The organism is Ruegeria sp. AJ12 (assembly GCF_056536245.1).
In genome coordinates this window covers 1250594-1269350 of sequence record NZ_JBQFJJ010000001.1, presented here as the reverse complement: position 1 = coordinate 1269350, position 18757 = coordinate 1250594, and the positions used below count along the sequence as shown (strand labels likewise).

Genomic DNA, 18757 nt, shown 5'->3' with positions numbered 1-18757 from the left:
CAAAGGCACGCTATAAAACTTCCTGTACCTCGAATTCGGTTCCGTTATGGGTAAACACGTCGCCTTCCTGCAGGCCTGCCATGGCCAGATAGATCGGGCTTTGTGTTGAAATTCCCATATAGGTCTTTCCATCCACATCAAACCGTGTGGTGGACACGCAAACCACAAAACGCCGGTTGTTGAATTTGATGACCGCGCCCGGTTTCACAGTATCGGTCAAACCGAAATCGGTGTTTTCGATCACATCAATCTTGGCGTGGTGTGCGTGAACCGGCGCATCAAAAGCCGCCGCAAGATCGGCATTTTCGCGCGAAGCGGCGATATCGTCTTTGTCGTGGCCTTCCCGGTCATCCAACTGCGCGTCCTTCAGAAACGCGTCGTAATGCGCCTGGGCAGTCGCCAGTTCCTGCGCCTCAAGAGACATCAGCCGGTCAATGATTGTTTTCTTGCGGGTTACACGATCTGTTGCAGCTGTCATTCAGCGGGGTCCTTCAAATTCAGCATCTGATATAAGTTGGTCCCGGCATCGCGGGATTGCAACTGATTTCGACCAGTCAGATCAGCAGGCTGGCCGCGCCTTCGTGCCGCAGCAGGGCCACCTTGGTTTCAATACCACCGTCTCCTGAAAAACCACCCAGACCATTGGCGGCGAGCACCCGGTGGCAGGGAATGATGATCGGAATGGGATTGGCGCCGCAGGCCTGTCCAACCGGCTGCGCGGGTTGGTTCAGGTCTTTGGCAATCTCTCCATATGTCCGCGTTTCACCCAGCGGAATCGCAAACATCAGATCGCAGACCTGCCGCTGAAATTCAGACCCTGCGATCCGATATGGCAGGTCGAACCGATCCAATCGCCCGGCGTCATACGCTTTTAGTTGAGCTAATGCGTCCGCAAGCAACGGCGTGACGTGGCCATCGTTCTGGCCATTCCACACGAGGCGGGTGATGGCGCCGTCGGTTTCCTCGACGCCTAACCGACCGAACTGCGTATCGACTGCGATCATGGGCATGATCACACGGTTTCAGATCAGGTCACTCTCCGCAAGCCAGTAATGGGGCAGACCAGCATCTGACAGTTTCCACGCGGAACGGGGCGACCTCCAACCAAAAATGCTGTTGAGCCCATGGTGCGCCCCCTCGCCTTGGAAGGGGCGCAGCCTTCTTTAACCCAAGGCGTCGTTGCAGCGACCACACACGCCGGGATGCGCGTGCAGCCCAACATCAGGCAGGATTTTCCAGCAGCGTTGGCACTTGGCGCCCTCGGCCTTTTCAAACACCACGCCCACGCCTTCGATTTCCGGCACGCGGAAAGCTTCAGCCGGGATTGGATCGCCGGTGATCGAGAGACCCGAGGTGATACACATGTCGTCCACGTCAAAGATCGCCAGCAGATCCCGGGTTACCGCATCCTCGACATGCACAATGGGCGCCGCTTCGAGACTGGAACCAATGACCTTGTCTTGCCGTTGAACCTCAAGCGCCGCCGTTACTGCGCGGCGCACGCGGCGGACTTTGGCCATGTTTGTTTCCAGCTCCGTGTCGCGCCATTGAGCCGGCGTATTCGGGAAGTCGACGAGGTGCACCGAACTGTCATCCGCCGGGAAACGTTCAAGCCAGACCTCTTCCATGGTAAAGACCAGGACGGGTGCCAGCCAGGTGGTCAGACGGTGGAAGAGAATATCCAGTACCGTTCGGGCGGCACGGCGACGCAAGCTGTCTCCGTCGCAATACAAAGCATCCTTTCGGACGTCGAAGTAGAAAGAGGACAGGTCAACGGTGGCAAAGGTGAACACCGCGCTGAACACACCCTGGAAATCGAACGCCGCATACCCCTGCCGCACCTGCTCATCCAGGTCAGCCAAACGGCTCAGGACCCAACGTTCCAGACGCGGCATCTCTGCCGGGTCTATCCGGTCCGCTTCGGTGAAATCCGCCAGTGACCCCAGCATGAATCGCATGGTGTTGCGCAACCGGCGATAGCTGTCGGCTGTGCCTTTCAGGATTTCCGGCCCGATGCGCTGGTCGGTCGTGTAGTCGGTCTGTGCCACCCACAGACGCAGGATATCCGCGCCGTATTGCTTGATCACTTCCTCGGGCACGATGGTATTGCCGATGGACTTCGACATTTTCATGCCCTTTTCGTCCAGCGTCATGCCGTGAGTGATGACATTGCGATACGGTGCCCGCCCCTTGGTGCCACAGGCCTGCAACATCGACGAATGGAACCACCCACGGTGCTGGTCGGTGCCCTCCATGTAGACATCGGCGATGCCGTCTTCGGTGCCGTCCTCTCGGTCGCGCAGAACGAAGGCATGGGTGGAGCCTGAATCGAACCAGACATCGAGAACATCAAAGACCTGATCCCAGTCATCCGGATTGTAATCGTTGCCCAGGAACCGCTCTTTGGCCCCTTCCACATACCAGCAATCGGCCCCGTCCTGTTCAAACGCCTCTCTGACCCGGGCATTTACCGCCGAATCCCGCAGCAGGAAGTCCGGATCGGTCGGCAGAGCACCCTTCCTGGTGAAACAGGTCAGCGGCACACCCCAGGCACGCTGGCGCGACAGAACCCAGTCCGGGCGCGCCTCGATCATGGAATACAGGCGGTTGCGGCCCGTCTGCGGCGTCCACTTCACCAGTTCGTCGATCGAGCGCAGGGCGCGCTCACGGATGGTGTCGCCCATCTCGCCCATGCCGTCGTCCAGCTTGCGGTCAACGGATGCGAACCACTGCGGTGTGTTGCGATAGATGATCGGCGCTTTCGAGCGCCACGAATGTGGATAGCTGTGCTTGATCTTTCCACGCGCCAGCAGCCCACCGACCTCGGCCAGCTTATCGATGACCGCCTTGTTGGCGTCGCCTTCTCCGCCCTTGCGGGACAGGATGTAGGTGCCCCCAAAGAACGGCAGATCGGCGCGGAACGAGCCGTCATCCATCACGTTGTAGGTGATGACCTGCTCCAGCATGCCCAGATCGCGATAGAGTTCGAATTCTTCCATTCCGTGTGAGGGCGCACAGTGGACGAAGCCGGTTCCTTCGGTGTCGGTCACGAACTCAGCGGCGCGGAAATCACGGATATCGTCCCATTCGCCATTGCCGCCTTCGGCACCGGCCAGCGGGTGGGCCAGCCGAAGCTGAGCCAGCTCGTCCTGAGTCACATCACGCAGGCGACGATACATGGAATCATCCAGACGCGCCCGTGCAAACACATCCGCTGCTCGGTCATCGGCCAGCAAATAGCGATCCCCGATCTGCGCCCAGCATTCATCGGGGCAACCGGTGACTTCGTAAAGGCCGTAAGAGATGTCCGAACCATACACCACCGCCTTGTTGGACGGCATGGTCCAGGGTGTCGTGGTCCAGATCACGACGTAGGACCCGTCAAGATCGCTGAGCGGCTGCACCTGACCCACCTCGCCGGTAACCGGCGGCGTGGTTTCATTCAGCAATACCTTGAACTTCACCCAGATGGTGAAGCTTTCCTTGTCGTGATACTCGACCTCGGCCTCGGCCAGCGCGGTTTTTTCGATGGGCGACCACATCACAGGCTTCGAGCCCTGATAGAGCGTGCCGTTCATCAGGAACTTCATGAACTCGTCGGCGATCACAGCCTCGGCGTGATAGTCCATGGTGATATAGGGGTCGGCCCAGTTGCCGGTGATCCCCAGTCGCTTGAACTCTTCGCGCTGGATGTCGATCCAGCCGTCAGCGAACTTGCGGCATTCCTGACGGAAATCGACGACGTTCACCTCGTCCTTGTTTTTGCCTTTCTTGCGGTACTGTTCCTCGATCTTCCATTCGATGGGCAGGCCGTGGCAATCCCAGCCGGGCACGTAGCGCGAGTCGAAACCCATCATCTGATGGGACCGCACGATCATGTCCTTGATGGTCTTGTTCAGCGCGTGACCGATATGCAGGTGGCCGTTGGCGTAGGGCGGGCCGTCATGCAGGGTGAAGGGTTTGCGGCCCTCCTTCTTGCGCAGGCGGTCATAGACGCCGATTTTCTCCCAGCGCTCCAGCCATGCGGGCTCGCGCTTGGGCAAACCCGCGCGCATGGGGAAATCGGTTTTGGGCAGGTTCAGCGTGTCTTTGTAGTCAGGTGTCTGGGTCGTGTCGGCGCACATTGGGGGCGTCCTCAGGGTGATCTTGTTGTATTTGGATCGAAGCGGTCAGTGCGATATCTCAAGCACCTTTGCCCGGCGTCTCGCGATATCAGAGCGCCGGGGATATAATTCGAATAATGATGGCCAGACGGTCAAACATGGCCGCGCTTATAGGACGCCTGCACCTAATGGTCCAGAGGGTCCGAGCCTTGCGGCGCATGGCGCAGTTTGGCCCAGCGATTGAGCCATGCCAGACCGGCCAGCGACAACCCCAGAGCCAATAGTGAAAACACGCGGATCAGACCGCCCAAACCGGCGATATCGATCAAAAACACCTTGGCAACCGCCAGTCCGATCACACCCAATCCCACTTTTCTCATGGCATCGGAATGCCGTGCGAGCGACTGATAGAACAGCACCGCACCGATCACCAGAAGCGTCATGGTGTAGCTATACAGCTCGGGCTGGGTGACGCCGTTGGCCTCGTACATACCGCCCGCACCCTGCCAGACATGGCGGATCGTCATCCCCAGCCAGAACGCCGACAATGCGCCGGCCAATCCATAGCTGGCTTGCCTCAACCACACAGGCATCGCGGGAATGCGCCAGGCCGAAAACCCGATTGCAACAGCGGGCAGCAGATACGCAACTGCCAGCGTGTTCAGGACCGGTGGTCCCAGAACCGGGTCGGCAAAGGGGTTCAGCAGCGGGTTTGCGTCACTCAGAGCCTGCCCAAGGCGCATCAGGCCATGACCCGCAAAGAACACTACGAGCAGATACCGCGCGTAATTCAGTTTGCCGCCCAGTTCGAACCTCTGAACCTGCGCATAGGCCAGCAATAGCCAGATCACCGACAGCAGACCAAGGCCCCAATGGCTGTCATCGGCCCCACCCGCACCTAAGCTCTCGAGCCAGCGCAACAACAACAGGGAAAGCAGAATGCCGCCGGTGGCCCAGGCCGCACTTTCCAGCAGCAAAATCGCCACGGGCCGTGGCAGAGGTTTGATGAGAAGCCAAGCAGCCAGGAACCCGGCCGTTGCCGTCGCATAGACCAGCGCCATCTCGGAGACGGGCGCAGAATTGGCCCAGTCGAGGCCGGGGTTCAGAACCAGCCGCACTGTTACCGTGAATACGCCGGCCCAGATAAACCAACTCATCGGCGGCAAAGTGAATTTGCGGTCCAATGCGGCCGCAACGACAATTGTCGCGACCAGAGCAATCGTCAGCGCGGCCGAACTCAGGACAACGACACAGGCGAAGCTCAGGCATGAAAGTGCGGATAACGTGGCCAGTGCCGGACGCATCCGATTGTCCCCGTCAACCCGCGCAAACCTTTCGGCCATGCCCACCATAAGAGTGCCCAGTGCAATGGCGTGCAACGCCCATGGGTATGCCCCAATCACCTCAGCGGGGTGCCAGCCGACTTCCAACGCGATTGCCATCACGGGGGCAAACAAAACTGCGGCAGCGGCCCACGCAACCGCGTATTGCTCGGCCCCAAACGACCGCCACGCTGCGAGGATCGACAAAAGTGCGGACAGGGACACGAGAATGGTGATCACCCACGGAAAATCGGCCTCGTTCGTCTCGGCATAGGTCGCGACAAAGGTTAGCTGAACCGCGCCATAGTCGAGCCCGTGCGCCAGCACGAACCAGATCAGGCCCAAAGCCGGCAGCGCCGTCAGATCCTGCAACCCGCGCGCCTCTTTGGCCCATAGAATCAAGGCAAATGTCAGGCCGCCCAGCAAGCAAACGCCCAGCCAGAACTCGCCCGCCGAGTCAGCCCAGTGCAGGGACAGGATAATGGTGCTGGCGGTGACCGCGCCTGCAGCCAGGCGCGTGGGAAACTCCGGCCATGGCGCGCCCTTGGAACGCCGGATCATCTCGACAACCATTGGGCCGGAGTGATCCGGCCAGATGCGTCGAACCGGGATCGCAATGGCGATCAGCGCCAATGCGGCAATGCAAGTCAGGTAGCCCGGTTCGGTCAGGGGGGAGGACAATACGAGCAGCAGACTCGCCGTGTATGCCCCAAACAGCGTCAGAACCGAGACCCAGGCCCAGCGCCGCACGGTGTCGATTCCCAATCCCAAAACCGCCAAAACAAAGAAATACCCATAGAGCCAGGTCGGATCCTCCGACGCCCCTCCGACAGCGAAGGGCGCGGCGAAGGCCCCGATCAGGCCGACTGCGGCAAGCAAAGGCCCATGGAACCACCCCAGCACAAGGCCAATCAGCGCAACCGCGACCAGACCGGCCAGGGCTGTTTCGGCTCCTATCAGATCGTAGAGCTGGCGCGCGGCCAGAATCCCTCCGAACAAAGTGACCAGCCCTGCGCCAGAGAATACGGAAGGCAGATAGGCGGTGCTGGAGGTTTCGTCATCCCCGAATTTGCGGCGGACAACTTCGCCCGCACCAATCAGCAAGCAACCGAACGCCAATGCGGCCAACACACGCGCGGTGGGTGGCAGGAACCCGTTCTCGACGCCGTATTGCACCAAAAAGATGCCGGCCAGGGCCAGCGACAGGGCGGAAACCGCATAAAACCAGTTCTCCCGCAGCCACGTACCGAGTTCGGTAAGCCGATCCCCACGAAAGACAACCGCAGCGGCAGGTTCCGTAGCCTCTTTTGGTGGTTCGCTCTGCGGCGCTTCTGTGCGGGCCGGTTTCGCGGCGGACCAGGGTGCCGGGCGGGTTTCTTCCTGTTGCACGGGCTCGACAGGGGTTTGTTGGGCCTGTACCGAATCCCTTTCCTCTGCCCCAGCGTTTCCGGCTAAAGTGCCTAGTTGCGTTTCCAGTTGCTCAACACGGCGCTTTAGTCGCGTGTGGCCCACCAACAGCACAATCAGTGTCACCGGGATAGCCAGAATGATAAGGCCGACGAGAACAAGAAGAGATTCCAAAAGCGACCTCCGTTTGATGCCTGACCCATAGGCTAGCGTGGGAGAGCTGCGGACAACAGTCAGGAAACCCGTAAGGTTTCAGCACTTTGCGGGCCGTATCCGTCAGAACACAGATAGCTCCGGACGCGCCAGCATCAGCCAAAGGATCGCCAGCACCGCTAAAAAGGCAGGAAAGCCGCAGGCAAACCAAAATCGGAACAGGCGTTCATAGCCCGTCGGCAACGGAGCGTTCTGCTGGGCAGCCAGGCGCGCGTAGTCGCGCAGCCTGATCTGAACCCACACCACCGGGAGCCAGAACATCCCGGTCAGGACATAGAGAACCAAAGACAACGCAATCCATCCCTCGGTCAGCGGCCAGCCCAGCCGCCAGGCCAGCAGCACGCCGGTAACGGGTTGCAAAACAACCGCGGTGGCCGTGAACAGCAAATCCGCCAAGACCACGATGCCAGCCGTGTGTGCAATGATATGTGGATCGCGGCTGCGGTGTGCCATCAACATGAAAAAGGCGATCCCCGCCCCGGTCCCAAGCAGAACGCACGCCCCGATGACGTGCAACCAGCGCAGGATGAGATCGGGGTCCATCAGCGGCTGTCCAGCATTGGCAAGGCGACGAGCGATAGCATCATGGCCGGAAGGATTTTCACCAACGGCCCCAACGGGTCGGCCCAGAGATCTGGGACGGTCATTGAGGCCGCAACAAGGTAGAACACCGCCACGCCAATTTGAGCAAGGCAAGCCCGCCTGGCCCAGGGCCGCCACAAAACAGCCAACCCCAATGCTATATCAACCAGTGACCAGAAAACGACTCCAAGCATTGCCAATTGCGCAGACCATCCTGCAACCGTCAGAACCTCTGCAGCGCGGTCCATCCGCAGAAGACCGAAAAGGCCCGAAAGCACCCAAAACAAGCTCAGGACCGCAACGACCATGGGCATCAGTAACGTCATCCGCGCTGCCAGCCGGTGTTCGCGAGCACAGGGCAACGCCGCATAGACCTGCGCCAATGGCTCCAATCCTTGTCCCGAAGCGGCCCGATACGCTTCGGGATCACCGATCACACCTTGCGACATCACCTGCATCGCCGTGCTGCGCAGCGGAGAACGCCACCCCAAATGGGCCAGCAGATCAGCGATAGCCGCAATCGCCTTGGTCAGAAACGGCGGTATCGTGAGCTTTACCCGGGCAGGTCGAAACCCCAGCCAAAAGCGTGTTGCAGCCAGAACTTGGGACAGGGAATGCGTGCTGTCTTCGACCAGATCATATGCCCCCTGAGGCAGCTTCCCGGCGACCGCAAGAGCCACGGCATCACACAGATCCGGCAGACCAACGCATTGAACCTGCGTGTCGGGATATGCCAGAGGCTGAACAAACGGAACAGCGGCCAACATCCGCAGCAACGCGGTTCCGCCGTAGTCTGACTGCCCGATCACGAGTCCCGGCTTGAGAATCCAAAGCGGCGCACCTGAAACTCTTAGGGACGCATCCCCAGCCGCCTTAGTGCGCATGAATACCGTGGTTGCATCCGGCTCGGCCCCGATTGCGGAAATCTGGACAATGGCCGTTTCGGCCCGCGCGCAAGCCTCACCCAACGCGGCGATTGCTGTATGATGCACAGCGTCAAGATCATCGGCCGGACTGTCCTGCAAAGCGCCTGCACAATTCACCACGACATCCACGTTCGGCAAAACGGCTTCCCAGTCCTTGGGCCGTCGGAAGTTGCGCATATCGCCTTGTCGCATCGGGATACCGGGCAGAACGCGGGTGCCCATTGAAGCGCTGCGGCCAAGACCGGTGACACTGGCCCCTCGTGCAATCAGGCTACGCGCAACCGCCGCTCCAATGAAGCCATAAACGCCCAGAACAAAAACGCTTTTTCCCTGCAGATCCCGATCCGGCATGGTCATTCATATCCGTTTTGGATCACAGTAGCGAATTACGTAGTGCCCGCTAGATGCGACATGCAGCTTGCGACAACAGTTCCTGTCAGAGGTGAAAGAGAGATCCAACCAGATACGCGATCGAAGCCGCAAGGCCGCCGATCAACAGTGTCTCGACGCCAGACCGCCACCATTGGGCCAACGACCAGCGGCTTTTCAAGGCGCCGATGGCAAAGAAGACACCCATCGTCATCCAAGCCGACACGGCAAAGGCATTCTCGACCGAGAGCAGGAACGGCAGAAGCGGGATTAGTCCTGCAACGAGGAATGCAATAAAGGTCGCAAACGCCGCCTTGATCGGGTGTGGATCGACACTGCCCAACCCGTATTCCCCTTCGATCATCAGATTGATCCAGTTGTCTCGGTCGGCTGTGATCGCCGTGGTCGCCTCCTCCAAGACAGGCCCCGACAGGCCCTTTTGAGACAGAATTTCGCGCACTTCGCCGCGCTCTCCGGCCGGGTAGAGTTTGATGTGGCGTTCTTCGATCGCCCGGATGCGGCGAATGTTGTCCAATTCGGCCTTGGTGCCTGAATAGTTGCCCGCCGCCATGGAAAAGCCGTCGGCCAAAACATTCGCCAGCCCCAAGACAATGATAACAAAGGGCGACAATCCTGCTCCGGCCACACCCGCCACGATGGCAAAAGTTGTCACCGATCCGTCGATACCGCCATAGACCACATCCCGCAGCACGCCGCGCCCGGGCGGGGCGTTGATGCGGTCGACAATCTCCTGCTGGCTGTGACCGTGATCGGTCATGGCTGGGCCTCCGTCACACCCAATGTGCCGAAGGGATAGCGCAGAAGCCTTGCGCTAGATCAACCTTTTGAAAACAAACCCCGCAGAGCGCGTTTGATCATTCCGCGCGTCGATGGTCTGTGCCTGTCCGAAAATGGCAAAGGTCGGCACACTTCCATTGCTGCCACGCCCACACGAGCGCTCAGGGCGCCGTTCACCAGCCCCTCGCCGAACCGTCGGGACAGCTTGCTGAGGACCGACCCGCCCAGGACCGGCTCCAGCAGGTCATCGCCCACGGCCACGGCTCCGGTGGCAACAAGGTGCACAAAAACGGCACGGGTCAGGCGCCAGCCGCCCAGAAATCCGGCGCGCCCTCCATAGATTTCAGCGACCCGCCGGATCATCCGCAGGGACGCTGCCAGCGCCGTCGCGACATCCGCCAGTGCCAGTGGAACCAAGGCGGTCACCGTGGCGACTTGCCGGGCTGCTGCTTCGACCTCCCGGCTGGCAGCGGCGTCCAGCGGCGCGAGCAGCTCATCTTCTGCCAACGTCAAAAGACCGGACGCATCGAATTGATCTGCCGTCCGCTCGGCCAGCCGGTCTCGGCCCCAGCGGGTTTCGTCACGCCCCTTATAGAACGCCACAAGCCGGTGAGTCACAGCGCGCGCCTGCGCGAGATCGTCCTCTGCCAACGCAGCATCCGCGGCCCGGCGCATCCCGTCTACGCGAGACAGACGACCAATTGCCGCCAGTTCTCGCAGGGCGATGATCAACGCCACCAGGACAAAAGCAGCAATCAGCCCTGTGACAATCCACCCCAGAACCGGTGCGCGCTCGATCAATGAGAGCGCAAAGTCCCAGGCCGCAACGGAGATCGCCGCACCAACAAGCGCCAGAGCCAACCCCCAGAACCACCGGGACAGGGGCGAAGGCCTGCGCGTGGCCAGCCTTGCCGCCCCCTGCATCGCCTGCCCCTGCGGCTGTGCGATGTCGGGGACCGGAGGCGCCTGCGCGACATCCGCAGCCGTTTCATCTGTATCCAGATCGATCAGTACCGGGCCTTTAGCCATCACTCGCGCCCTCGCTGTGCCACATGTATTTTATGTCCGGGAGGTTTTCGTCATTTTCGGAGCCATCGCTACGCATGACTTCGGAAAAACCATTCCGCTCATAGAACCGGCGCGCGGCTGTGTTCGCTTGGAATGTGAACAAAGACAAATGCGATCGCATTGATTTGGCATCGTCCAACAGCTGACGCCCAATCCCTTGCCCGCGCGCGGCGGCCGTCAGATAGAGCGAATGGATGTTCGCGCCATCGCGCGCCAAAAACCCGGCAACACCCTGATCCGTCTCCGCGACAGTAACCCAGTTCCAGTCAATCATGCGTCCGCAAAAAGCGATGGTTTCGGCACAAGAATAGAGCTCGGGCATCCAGTCGCGTTCACGATAAAAGGCGTGAAGAATCTCTCCGACCGCGCCGGCATCGGTACTGCGAGCGGGGCGGAGGATAGCCGTCACAACCGATCTCCAACCAGAAACTGGGCGGCGCGGTCCAGCCGGATATGCGGCGGGCCATCCCCCGGGCGCAATGTCAGATGCGCCGGCGCAAAGGACATGAACCCGTAATCCTCACCCAGCCATTTGGCGGCGCCGTCACGGGCCGGGCCCAGCAGGTGCGCCGGGTCGTCCGGCAGCTCGCCCGCATAGAACGCGGCCTGTTTGCCCCCGTCCAGCAACGTGCCCCGCACACATGGCAGGTCAGCCCCATTATGGGTGCGCATCTCTTCGGTTGTTGCGCGCAGCGATGCCAGCGCCAGCGCCGCCGTTTCAGCGCCCGCGAAATTTGCCCGGTCCCGGGCGTCGCGCGTCAGGGCTTCCATGATCGCCGTCAGGCGGGGATGTTGTAGATGGTGCAGGTGATCGGCCTTGGTGGCGGCGAACAGAATGCGTTCGACCCGTTTGCCCAGTAAAAGCTGACTGAGCCATGCGTTGCGCCCGGGGCGAAAGGCCGACAGGATGTCTGCCATGGCCCGCCGCATATCCTCGACCGCCTGCGGTCCCTTGTGGATCGCGCCCAGCGCATCGACCAACACAACCTGCCGATCGATCCGGGCAAAGTGATCACGAAAGAACGGCTTTACGACCTGCGACTTGTATGCCTCATAGCGCCGCTCCATCTCGCGGTGCAGCGTGCGGCGGCGCGACGCGCCTGACACCGGCAGCGGCGCAAAGGTCAGAACCGGCGACCCGGCAAGATCGCCGGGCAGCAGAAAACGTCCCGGGGTGCAATCATAGAATCCAGCCTCACGGGCCCTATTGAGGTAGGTTGTAAACGCCCGCGCCAGCCCCTGGGATGCGGTCTCATCATGCGGACCGGCGGGATCTGTTGCCTTCACCTGCGACAGGAACTCCGTCGCCATGGGACGGCTGCCCATGCGTGTCAGCGTGTCCTGCGACCACGCGTCAAAAGACTTGTCCAGCAAGGCCAAGTCCAGCAGCCATTCACCGGGGTAGTCGACGATATCCAGGTGAATTTTGCGAGGGCCTTGCAGCCCCGCAAGCAATCCGGCCGGACGCGCTTTGAACGACAGGCGCAGTTCAGAAACCGCCCGGGTACTGTCCGGCCAGTGCGGTTCTGGTCCCGTCAGGTCCGACAGGTGGGATTCATAGGCAAACCGTGGAACGGTATCATCTGGCTGCGGCTGAAGATAAGCCGCGGTGATCCGCCCCTCCTGCTGCGCAACAAGCCCGGTCATGCGCCCGCGGTCCAGCAGGTTTGCCACCAGCGACGTGATGAACACGGTCTTGCCGGATCGTGCGAGTCCTGTGACGCCCAATCGGATCACCGGCTCAAAAAACGTCTCGGATACGCGGTCGCCAACGGATTCGACACCGCGCACCAGACTGTCTGCCAATGATGAGATGACCAAGCCGTCGCCTCGCTTTTTTTGTTTGCCCCAAGATAGGTAGAGGTTGCGAGACTTGCCAGAGCTTTTGCCAGACCTGCACTTGCCCGGGCCCGCATGGCACGATACAGCGCGATATGCCCAGATATGCGCTGAAAATCGAATACCATGGGGAACCGTTTGCAGGATGGCAGCGGCAAAGGGATTTGCCGTCCGTACAGGGCGCGATTGAAACCGCGTTGTCGCGGATCCAACCGGGCGAACACACGATAGCAGCAGCCGGTCGCACCGATGCCGGGGTTCATGCGCTCGGGCAAGTTGCGCATTGTGATCTGATCAAGGACTGGGACCCGTTTCGCCTGTCCGAGGCGCTGAACCATCACCTCAAGCCGCAACCCGTGGCCATCGTTGCGTCAGCACAGGTTGACTACGACTGGCATGCAAGGTTCTCGGCGACCGAGCGGCAGTATCTGTTCCGCATTCTGATGCGCCGAGCACCGGCGACCCACGACCGAGGTCAGGTCTGGCGGATCAACCACAAACTGGATGTCGACGCGATGCAGGCTGCGGCTGACTTGCTGATCGGGCGACATGATTTCACGACCTTCCGCTCATCCATCTGTCAGGCTGCGAGCCCGGTCAAAACACTGGACGAGCTGCGGCTGGAGCCTGTGGACGGGTTCTCTGGCCCGGAAATCCACTTCCATGTGCGGGCCCGGTCGTTTTTGCACAATCAGGTGCGCAGTTTCGTCGGCACATTGGAACGGGTTGGCGCGGGCGCGTGGTCGCCGGAAGATGTACGGGACGCGCTGGAAGCCACTGACAGGGCTGCGTGCGGACCAGTCTGTCCTCCGCAAGGTCTCTATCTGGCGCGGGTGGGATACCCAGAGCCTGTCTTCCAATGATCTAGATTGCGCGCAGCAGCAAACCGCCCGCAACCACGGCGATCAATAATCCGGCCACCAACTCGATGGTCGGGGCCAGAACCGCTGCAAAACGGGTGGCGGATGCCGAGGCCAGCAGCCCTCCACGCAACCCAAATGATGTCCAGCCCACCAGAGTCGTGACGGTCGCAGTCCCCAATGCCATCGCAAAAGCGCCCGCAATGCCAACCGCCGCTATGCCCATCTGCCATGTCAGGATCAGAACAAACAAGGCACCGGTACAGGGTCGTGCAGCGATCCCCGCGATCAGAACCAGGGCTTCACGCAGGCTCCCCACCTGCGCTGCTTCCTCGGCGCTGGGTCCGTGGCGATGCCCGCAATCGGAACATGCCCCGTGATCGTGTTGGTGATCGCCGTGATGCGTAGGTTGGGCCTCCTTGCGTTTTCGCCTCGCGAAACTGCGCATGGCCCGGAACACCAGCCACAGGCCGATCACCGCAATTGCCCCGTAGCTGATGGGGGCCATGACCTGCTCGGTCATTCCCACAAGGCTTTCCCGGGACATTTGAAACAGGAATACGCCTGCGTAAACGAGGACGATCGCGGTCACCGCCTGACCAAGGCTGGACAGCACGCTGATGGCAGACAAACGCAGAAAGGCAACCCGGCGCCCCAGACCATAGCCACCGATCAGGACTTTGCCGTGACCCGGGCCGATGGCATGGAAGAACCCATAGGCGAAACACACGGTCAGCAGAGTTGCGACAGCCTCTGGCTGTTGGGCGCGTGCCGCGCGCAGGGCGCGGGCGATCTGGTTCTGAAACTCTCTCTGTTCGCCTGCGGCCCAGGCCGCCAGATGGTCGAACCCGCCACTGCCCCAAAACCACAGCAACAGACCACCCGCCACGGCGACAGGAATAATCAGGAATTTGGACATGAAAGCAGAATCTCGGTTGCAAAGCTTTCCCCGACCAGAGGGATGTCATTCTCTTCGAGGTCGTAATTTGCATCCAAAGTCAGCAAGAAGGCCTGCATCTGCGCCAATTGCCCGTCGATATCCGGGTCGATGCGTGCGATCTCGCACAAGGCCGGTCCAGCCACCGTGACGGGCCGGGTAACCTCATAGGCCGTGTAATAGGTTTCGTCGAATGCTTTAGCCGACAACCCGCTGGCCGGAACACTGCCATCTTCAACGGCGCGTAGATGTGAGGTCACGATGCGGCCGTCTTCGGTGGTTGCCTGTGCGTCCATCGGGCCTGAGAGCGGCACCATCGCTCCATTGGCCCGCACAACCAGATCACCGTTGTACCCCTCGACCCATTGCGCATCGAAACCGGCCAGAAACGCCTGTTCACTTTCCGTCAGAACGCCATCGAAATCCGGGTCCAGCTTCATATCTTCCAGCACAATCAGAGAGTACAGCTCATCATAGGCCCAGGTCACACGCACATGGGTCAACTGGCCGGCATCATCCACTATGAACTCCAGTCCGGTGTCGATGAACACATGCGGATGGGCTATCGCAGGAAGCGGCAAACAGCAGGTTATGATTGTGGCAAGCCAGCGCATGCGCTGAAGATAGGGGTTGGGGCATTCGGCGGCAACGCGTTTTACGGACGCGTGCAAAAATCGGCCAGCCGCATCACTGGGGCGGGAACAAAACCAATGTCTGCAGCGCCGTGCCAACCGGCCCTTGAGTGTCGTAAAGCACGGATTGGGACATCCCTATTCCCGTCGGCTGCCAGTGCGAAATCGAGTCCGACGCAAGCCAGTCGGACACCGGCTCACGGTGAATATGCACTGTCAGATCGGTATTCATGAACCCCATTTCGGTCGGCGGAACATTCCACGATATACCGTTTCCGCAATCGGCCAGCGGGCAAAGCGATTGAACGGGCGAGGCGGTCTCGCCATCCAGCAACTGTGGTGTCCGCATCCAGATGGTCTTGGGCCCGGGACCCTGATTCCCGTTTTTCGGATAGACCACGTCCACAAAATGCGCGAACCCCGGAAGATCGTGCCGCATCTGACGGATCGGGAAAGGCCCACCCACGGTTTCGTCGAAACTGATGGGCTTGGTTGCGGCATTCGGAACGTGGCCCAGATCCTTGCGCACCAGATGCATGGTGGTTGCGGTCGCACAGAGTGTATCTTCCAGATCATGCACGGTGACCCGCGTCGTCGCCAGCGTTCTGGTGTGGCGCGTTGTTTCGGCGGCGACCCGAAGACCCGCCAAAGGCAATGGGCGCAACAGGTCGACCGTCAGCCGCGTCAGCATCTTGTCCTGCCCCACTTCGGTTTCGGCAGCGCGCGCGATCAGGCCGGTCACGGGTCCGGCGTGGCAGTGGTCGGCGGACCATGGCCCGCGCACAGGGTCATTGCCGACAAATGAGCCGTCGGCGCCAATGTGAAAATATGCCTGCGCCTGTTGTGCTGGTTGCGTGTCACCCACGTCGGTTTACACCTTTTCCTGAGTGTGTTTCTTCAACTCGGCGCGCGCGACCTGACGGCGATGCACCGCATCCGGTCCGTCCGCCAGCCGCAGCGTGCGCACATGCGTCCAGGCTGCCGCCAATGGGGTGTCCTGACTGACGCCCTGCCCGCCAAACATCTGAACGGCTTCGTCGATTACCTTGAGCGCAACGCGCGGGGCCACCACCTTGATCTGGCTGATCCAAGGTGCGGCGGCCCGTGCATCGCCCTGATCCATGTACCACGCCGCCTTGAGGCACAACAGGCGGGCCATTTCGATCTCCATCCGGCATTCCGCGATAATGTCGAAATTGGCCCCCAACTGGGCCAGTTTCTTGCCAAAGGCTTCGCGCTGCAGGGATCGCTTGCACATTTGTGCCAATGCCGTTTCGGCCTGCCCGATCGCGCGCATGCAGTGGTGAATCCGGCCCGGGCCCAGTCGACCTTGCGCAATTTCAAAGCCGCGCCCTTCACCCAGCAATATGTTTTCGGCCGGCACCCTTACATCCGTGAACCGGATGTGCATATGGCCGTGCGGCGCGTCGTCATGCCCATAAACCTCCATGGGCCGCAAGACATCGATACCCGGCGTGTCAGCAGGCACCACGATCATCGACTGACGTTTGTGAACCGGTTGCGCGTCACCGCCGGTTCTGACCATCACAATATAGACCTTGCATCGCGGATCACCCGCGCCCGAGGACCACCATTTTTCCCCGTTCAGCACATAGCTGTCTCCCTTCCGCACACAGGACATCGAAATATTGGTCGCGTCAGAGGACGCAACATCCGGCTCGGTCATCAGGTAGGCTGAGCGGATCTGACCGTCGAGCAGTGGCCGCAGCCATTGTTCCTTCATCCTGTCGGTCCCGTACCGCTCGAACACCTCCATATTGCCAGTGTCGGGGGCCGAACAGTTAAACACCTCTGCACCCAGTGGGGTTTTTCCCATTTCTTCTGCAAAATACGCATATTCTACGGTCGTCAGGCCAAAGCCCTTTTCGCTGTCGGTCAGCCAGAAATTCCACAGGCCGGCGGCTTTGGCCTTGGCCTTCAATCCTTCCAAAATCTCGGCCTGACGTTCGGTATACTGCCAGCGGTCGCCCTTGTTGATTTCTGCCTGATACTCCCCTTCAAGCGGCATGATCTCGTCCCGGACCATGTCTTTCACACGCTGTAGCAGGGCGCGATTTTCCTCGCGCAAGCTGAATGACATATTCATGAGAATTCCTCCTACGGCGTTTGAACCGGGCTGTACCTTTTGCCCGAGGATGGCTTAACTGCCGCAACCCTGTCCAGTTGAGTGACGGAACGTCACGCCAATCAAAATGAAATTAGGAGCGGTGCAAATGGCATTGTTAATCGACACAGGAATGAGCGACTGGATCAGCGACTCCGAAATCGCCGGGGATATCCTTCGGCTTACACCCGCGGCGGACGTCCGCACCCCGGACACCATCGGTAATCCCGATGAGATTTCGATGGTCGCGCTGGTGGGTTTGCGGGACGAACACCTGCGCCGATTGCCCAATCTGCAACTGGTTCAAAAGCTTGGCGCAGGGGTGGAAACGATACTTGGCAATCCTGATCTGCCCGCTCACATGCGGGTGGCGCGCCTCAAACCCGATGCCCCGGCGCAAGGTATCGCCGAGTGGTTTCTGGCCTATATTCTGCGCGCCCAAAGGCACATGACCTTTTATTCCAAAGCGCAGGACAGGGCCGAATGGGCACCCAAAGCACCAATTTTTACGCCGGATACCGTGGTCGGCGTTCTGGGTCTGGGTCACATCGGCGCGCGCACGGCCCGGATGCTGCACTCGGTGGGATTTCGGGTCATGGGTTGGAGCCGGTCGCCGAAACAGATCGAAGGTGTGAGCTGCCTGCACGGCGAGGGATCACTTCCGGACCTGCTCAGCCAATGCGACTATGTCTGCGCGATTCTGCCTTCAACCCCAGGCACAGTTGGATTGTTTGACGAGAAGATACTGGCCGAAATGAAACCCGGTAGTCACTTGTTGAACGCTGGCCGCGGCGATCTGATCGACGAAGATGCGCTGATCGCGGCACTGGGTCGCGGCACACCCGGTCACGCAGTGCTGGATGTGACGTGCCAGGAACCCTTGCCACAAAACAGCCCGCTGTGGCGGCATCCCGGTGTTACGATCACCCCACATGTATCCGGTTGGCATCTGGGGGACGCCCTGTCCGATGTGGCCGAGAATTTCCGCAGGTTGAACGCCGGTGAACCACTGCTGCACGAGGTGGATCGGACCCAGGGCTACTGACCCCACAGCACGTTCCGATCAGGGAGCCAGAAGCCAGTTCCCGCTGGCATCCTTGCAGCGCCGGGTTCTGACCTCGCGCGTTTGATCCGACCCCGCCGGCTGGACGAAGTGTTGCAGGTTGACGCAATCGCCCTGCACATCACGCACCCGGACAATGCCCTTGGAGCCCGTTTCCTCATTCATCCAGGAACGCTCCTGACCCGTGCTTGGCGTGCCGCTGTTCAGCAACGCATCCGAGGTTTGGGTGACCACTTCGAAATCGGCAGGGGTAAGGCCCATCTCGGCAATGATGCGTGACAGTGGTTTAGCCTGACCGATCCCGGCAGATCCCACAATACTCAATGCCACCAATGCTGAAAAAATCCGGGCTTTCATACTCGCCTCGCTGTGCTGAAATCAGTTCTGCCTCAAGATTACACCGCTGTTCGGGTGTGGCCAAGCCCCGTCCCCCCACCTTCAAATTATTCCGAAAAAACCTATCGCATTCACGGACCTAGGAGTGCTGAGGCATTCCCAGCATAGTGCCCATGA

General features: G+C 60.4%; 17 protein-coding genes. 2 read left to right on the top strand and 15 right to left on the bottom strand.

The genetic code is table 11. The features are described 5' to 3' along the window. Nucleotides 1-10: 10 nt before the first annotated feature. The 10 genes from ACR3E0_RS06410 to ACR3E0_RS06365 all read right to left on the bottom strand — a co-directional run bounded on the left by ACR3E0_RS06410 (nt 11) and on the right by ACR3E0_RS06365 (nt 12609). Nucleotides 11-478 (bottom strand): hypothetical protein, encoded by a 468-nt coding sequence (locus ACR3E0_RS06410; RefSeq protein ID WP_480477271.1) that lies wholly within the window; start codon nt 476-478, stop codon nt 11-13. A 76-nt stretch (nt 479-554) separates the two neighbouring features. Continuing rightward, nucleotides 555-1010: a methylated-DNA--[protein]-cysteine S-methyltransferase gene (locus ACR3E0_RS06405; protein WP_480477269.1), complete on the bottom strand. Its 456-nt coding sequence runs from the start codon at nt 1008-1010 to the stop codon at nt 555-557. A gap of 153 nt (nt 1011-1163) precedes the next feature. Continuing rightward, entirely contained in the window at nt 1164-4124 is a 2961-nt protein-coding gene (ileS, locus tag ACR3E0_RS06400) for an isoleucine--tRNA ligase (RefSeq protein WP_480477267.1), read from the bottom strand. Between the two features lie 164 nt (nt 4125-4288). After that, a complete protein-coding gene (locus ACR3E0_RS06395; RefSeq protein WP_480477265.1) occupies nt 4289-7006 on the bottom strand; it encodes a DUF2339 domain-containing protein in 2718 nt (905 codons plus the stop codon). A 102-nt stretch (nt 7007-7108) separates the two neighbouring features. Beyond that, nucleotides 7109-7588 (bottom strand): DUF2269 family protein, encoded by a 480-nt coding sequence (locus ACR3E0_RS06390; protein WP_480477263.1) that lies wholly within the window; start codon nt 7586-7588, stop codon nt 7109-7111. After that, entirely contained in the window at nt 7588-8904 is a 1317-nt protein-coding gene (locus ACR3E0_RS06385; protein ID WP_480477261.1) for an SDR family oxidoreductase, read from the bottom strand. Before ACR3E0_RS06385 ends, ACR3E0_RS06390 begins: the two co-directional genes overlap by 1 nt. 85 nt (nt 8905-8989) lie before the next feature. After that, nucleotides 8990-9700: a VIT1/CCC1 transporter family protein gene (locus tag ACR3E0_RS06380; RefSeq protein ID WP_480477259.1), complete on the bottom strand. Its 711-nt coding sequence runs from the start codon at nt 9698-9700 to the stop codon at nt 8990-8992. Nucleotides 9701-9759: 59 nt separating this feature from the next. Next, nucleotides 9760-10749 (bottom strand): YcjF family protein, encoded by a 990-nt coding sequence (locus ACR3E0_RS06375; RefSeq protein WP_480477257.1) that lies wholly within the window; start codon nt 10747-10749, stop codon nt 9760-9762. Beyond that, a complete protein-coding gene (locus tag ACR3E0_RS06370) occupies nt 10742-11197 on the bottom strand; it encodes an N-acetyltransferase family protein (protein WP_480477255.1) in 456 nt (151 codons plus the stop codon). The genes ACR3E0_RS06375 and ACR3E0_RS06370 overlap by 8 nt, the downstream gene beginning before the upstream one ends. Next, nucleotides 11194-12609, bottom strand: a complete 1416-nt coding sequence (locus tag ACR3E0_RS06365; RefSeq protein ID WP_480477253.1) for a YcjX family GTP-binding protein — start codon at nt 12607-12609, stop codon at nt 11194-11196. The genes ACR3E0_RS06370 and ACR3E0_RS06365 overlap by 4 nt, the downstream gene beginning before the upstream one ends. A 113-nt stretch (nt 12610-12722) precedes the next feature. On the opposite strand from ACR3E0_RS06365, the gene truA reads away from it, so the two are divergent. Next, the gene (gene truA / locus ACR3E0_RS06360; protein WP_480477251.1) at nt 12723-13490 is read left to right on the top strand and encodes a tRNA pseudouridine(38-40) synthase TruA; all 768 of its coding nucleotides are present in this window, start codon (nt 12723-12725) and stop codon (nt 13488-13490) included. 1 nt (nt 13491) lies between these two features. Here truA and ACR3E0_RS06355 read toward each other — a convergent pair whose 3' ends face one another. From ACR3E0_RS06355 to ACR3E0_RS06340, 4 genes are all read right to left on the bottom strand, one after another. Continuing rightward, the gene (locus ACR3E0_RS06355; protein ID WP_480477249.1) at nt 13492-14406 is read right to left on the bottom strand and encodes a nickel/cobalt transporter; all 915 of its coding nucleotides are present in this window, start codon (nt 14404-14406) and stop codon (nt 13492-13494) included. Further along, the gene (locus ACR3E0_RS06350; RefSeq protein ID WP_480477247.1) at nt 14391-15038 is read right to left on the bottom strand and encodes a DUF1007 family protein; all 648 of its coding nucleotides are present in this window, start codon (nt 15036-15038) and stop codon (nt 14391-14393) included. The genes ACR3E0_RS06355 and ACR3E0_RS06350 overlap by 16 nt, the downstream gene beginning before the upstream one ends. Nucleotides 15039-15111: 73 nt before the next feature. Further along, nucleotides 15112-15921, bottom strand: coding sequence for a thioesterase family protein (locus ACR3E0_RS06345; protein ID WP_480477245.1), 810 nt, complete (start codon nt 15919-15921; stop codon nt 15112-15114). Nucleotides 15922-15927: 6 nt separating this feature from the next. After that, nucleotides 15928-17163 carry an acyl-CoA dehydrogenase family protein gene (locus ACR3E0_RS06340; protein ID WP_480477243.1) on the bottom strand — a complete coding sequence of 412 codons (1236 nt, stop codon included), beginning with the start codon at nt 17161-17163 and terminating at the stop codon, nt 15928-15930. A 127-nt stretch (nt 17164-17290) separates the two neighbouring features. Here ACR3E0_RS06340 and ACR3E0_RS06335 point away from each other — a divergent pair, with 127 nt between their 5' ends. Further along, nucleotides 17291-18226, top strand: a complete 936-nt coding sequence (locus ACR3E0_RS06335; RefSeq protein ID WP_480477241.1) for a 2-hydroxyacid dehydrogenase — start codon at nt 17291-17293, stop codon at nt 18224-18226. Between the two features lie 18 nt (nt 18227-18244). Here the strand turns inward: ACR3E0_RS06335 and ACR3E0_RS06330 are convergent, their stop codons facing one another. After that, the gene (locus tag ACR3E0_RS06330) at nt 18245-18601 is read right to left on the bottom strand and encodes a hypothetical protein (protein ID WP_480477239.1); all 357 of its coding nucleotides are present in this window, start codon (nt 18599-18601) and stop codon (nt 18245-18247) included. Nucleotides 18602-18757: the final 156 nt, after the last annotated feature.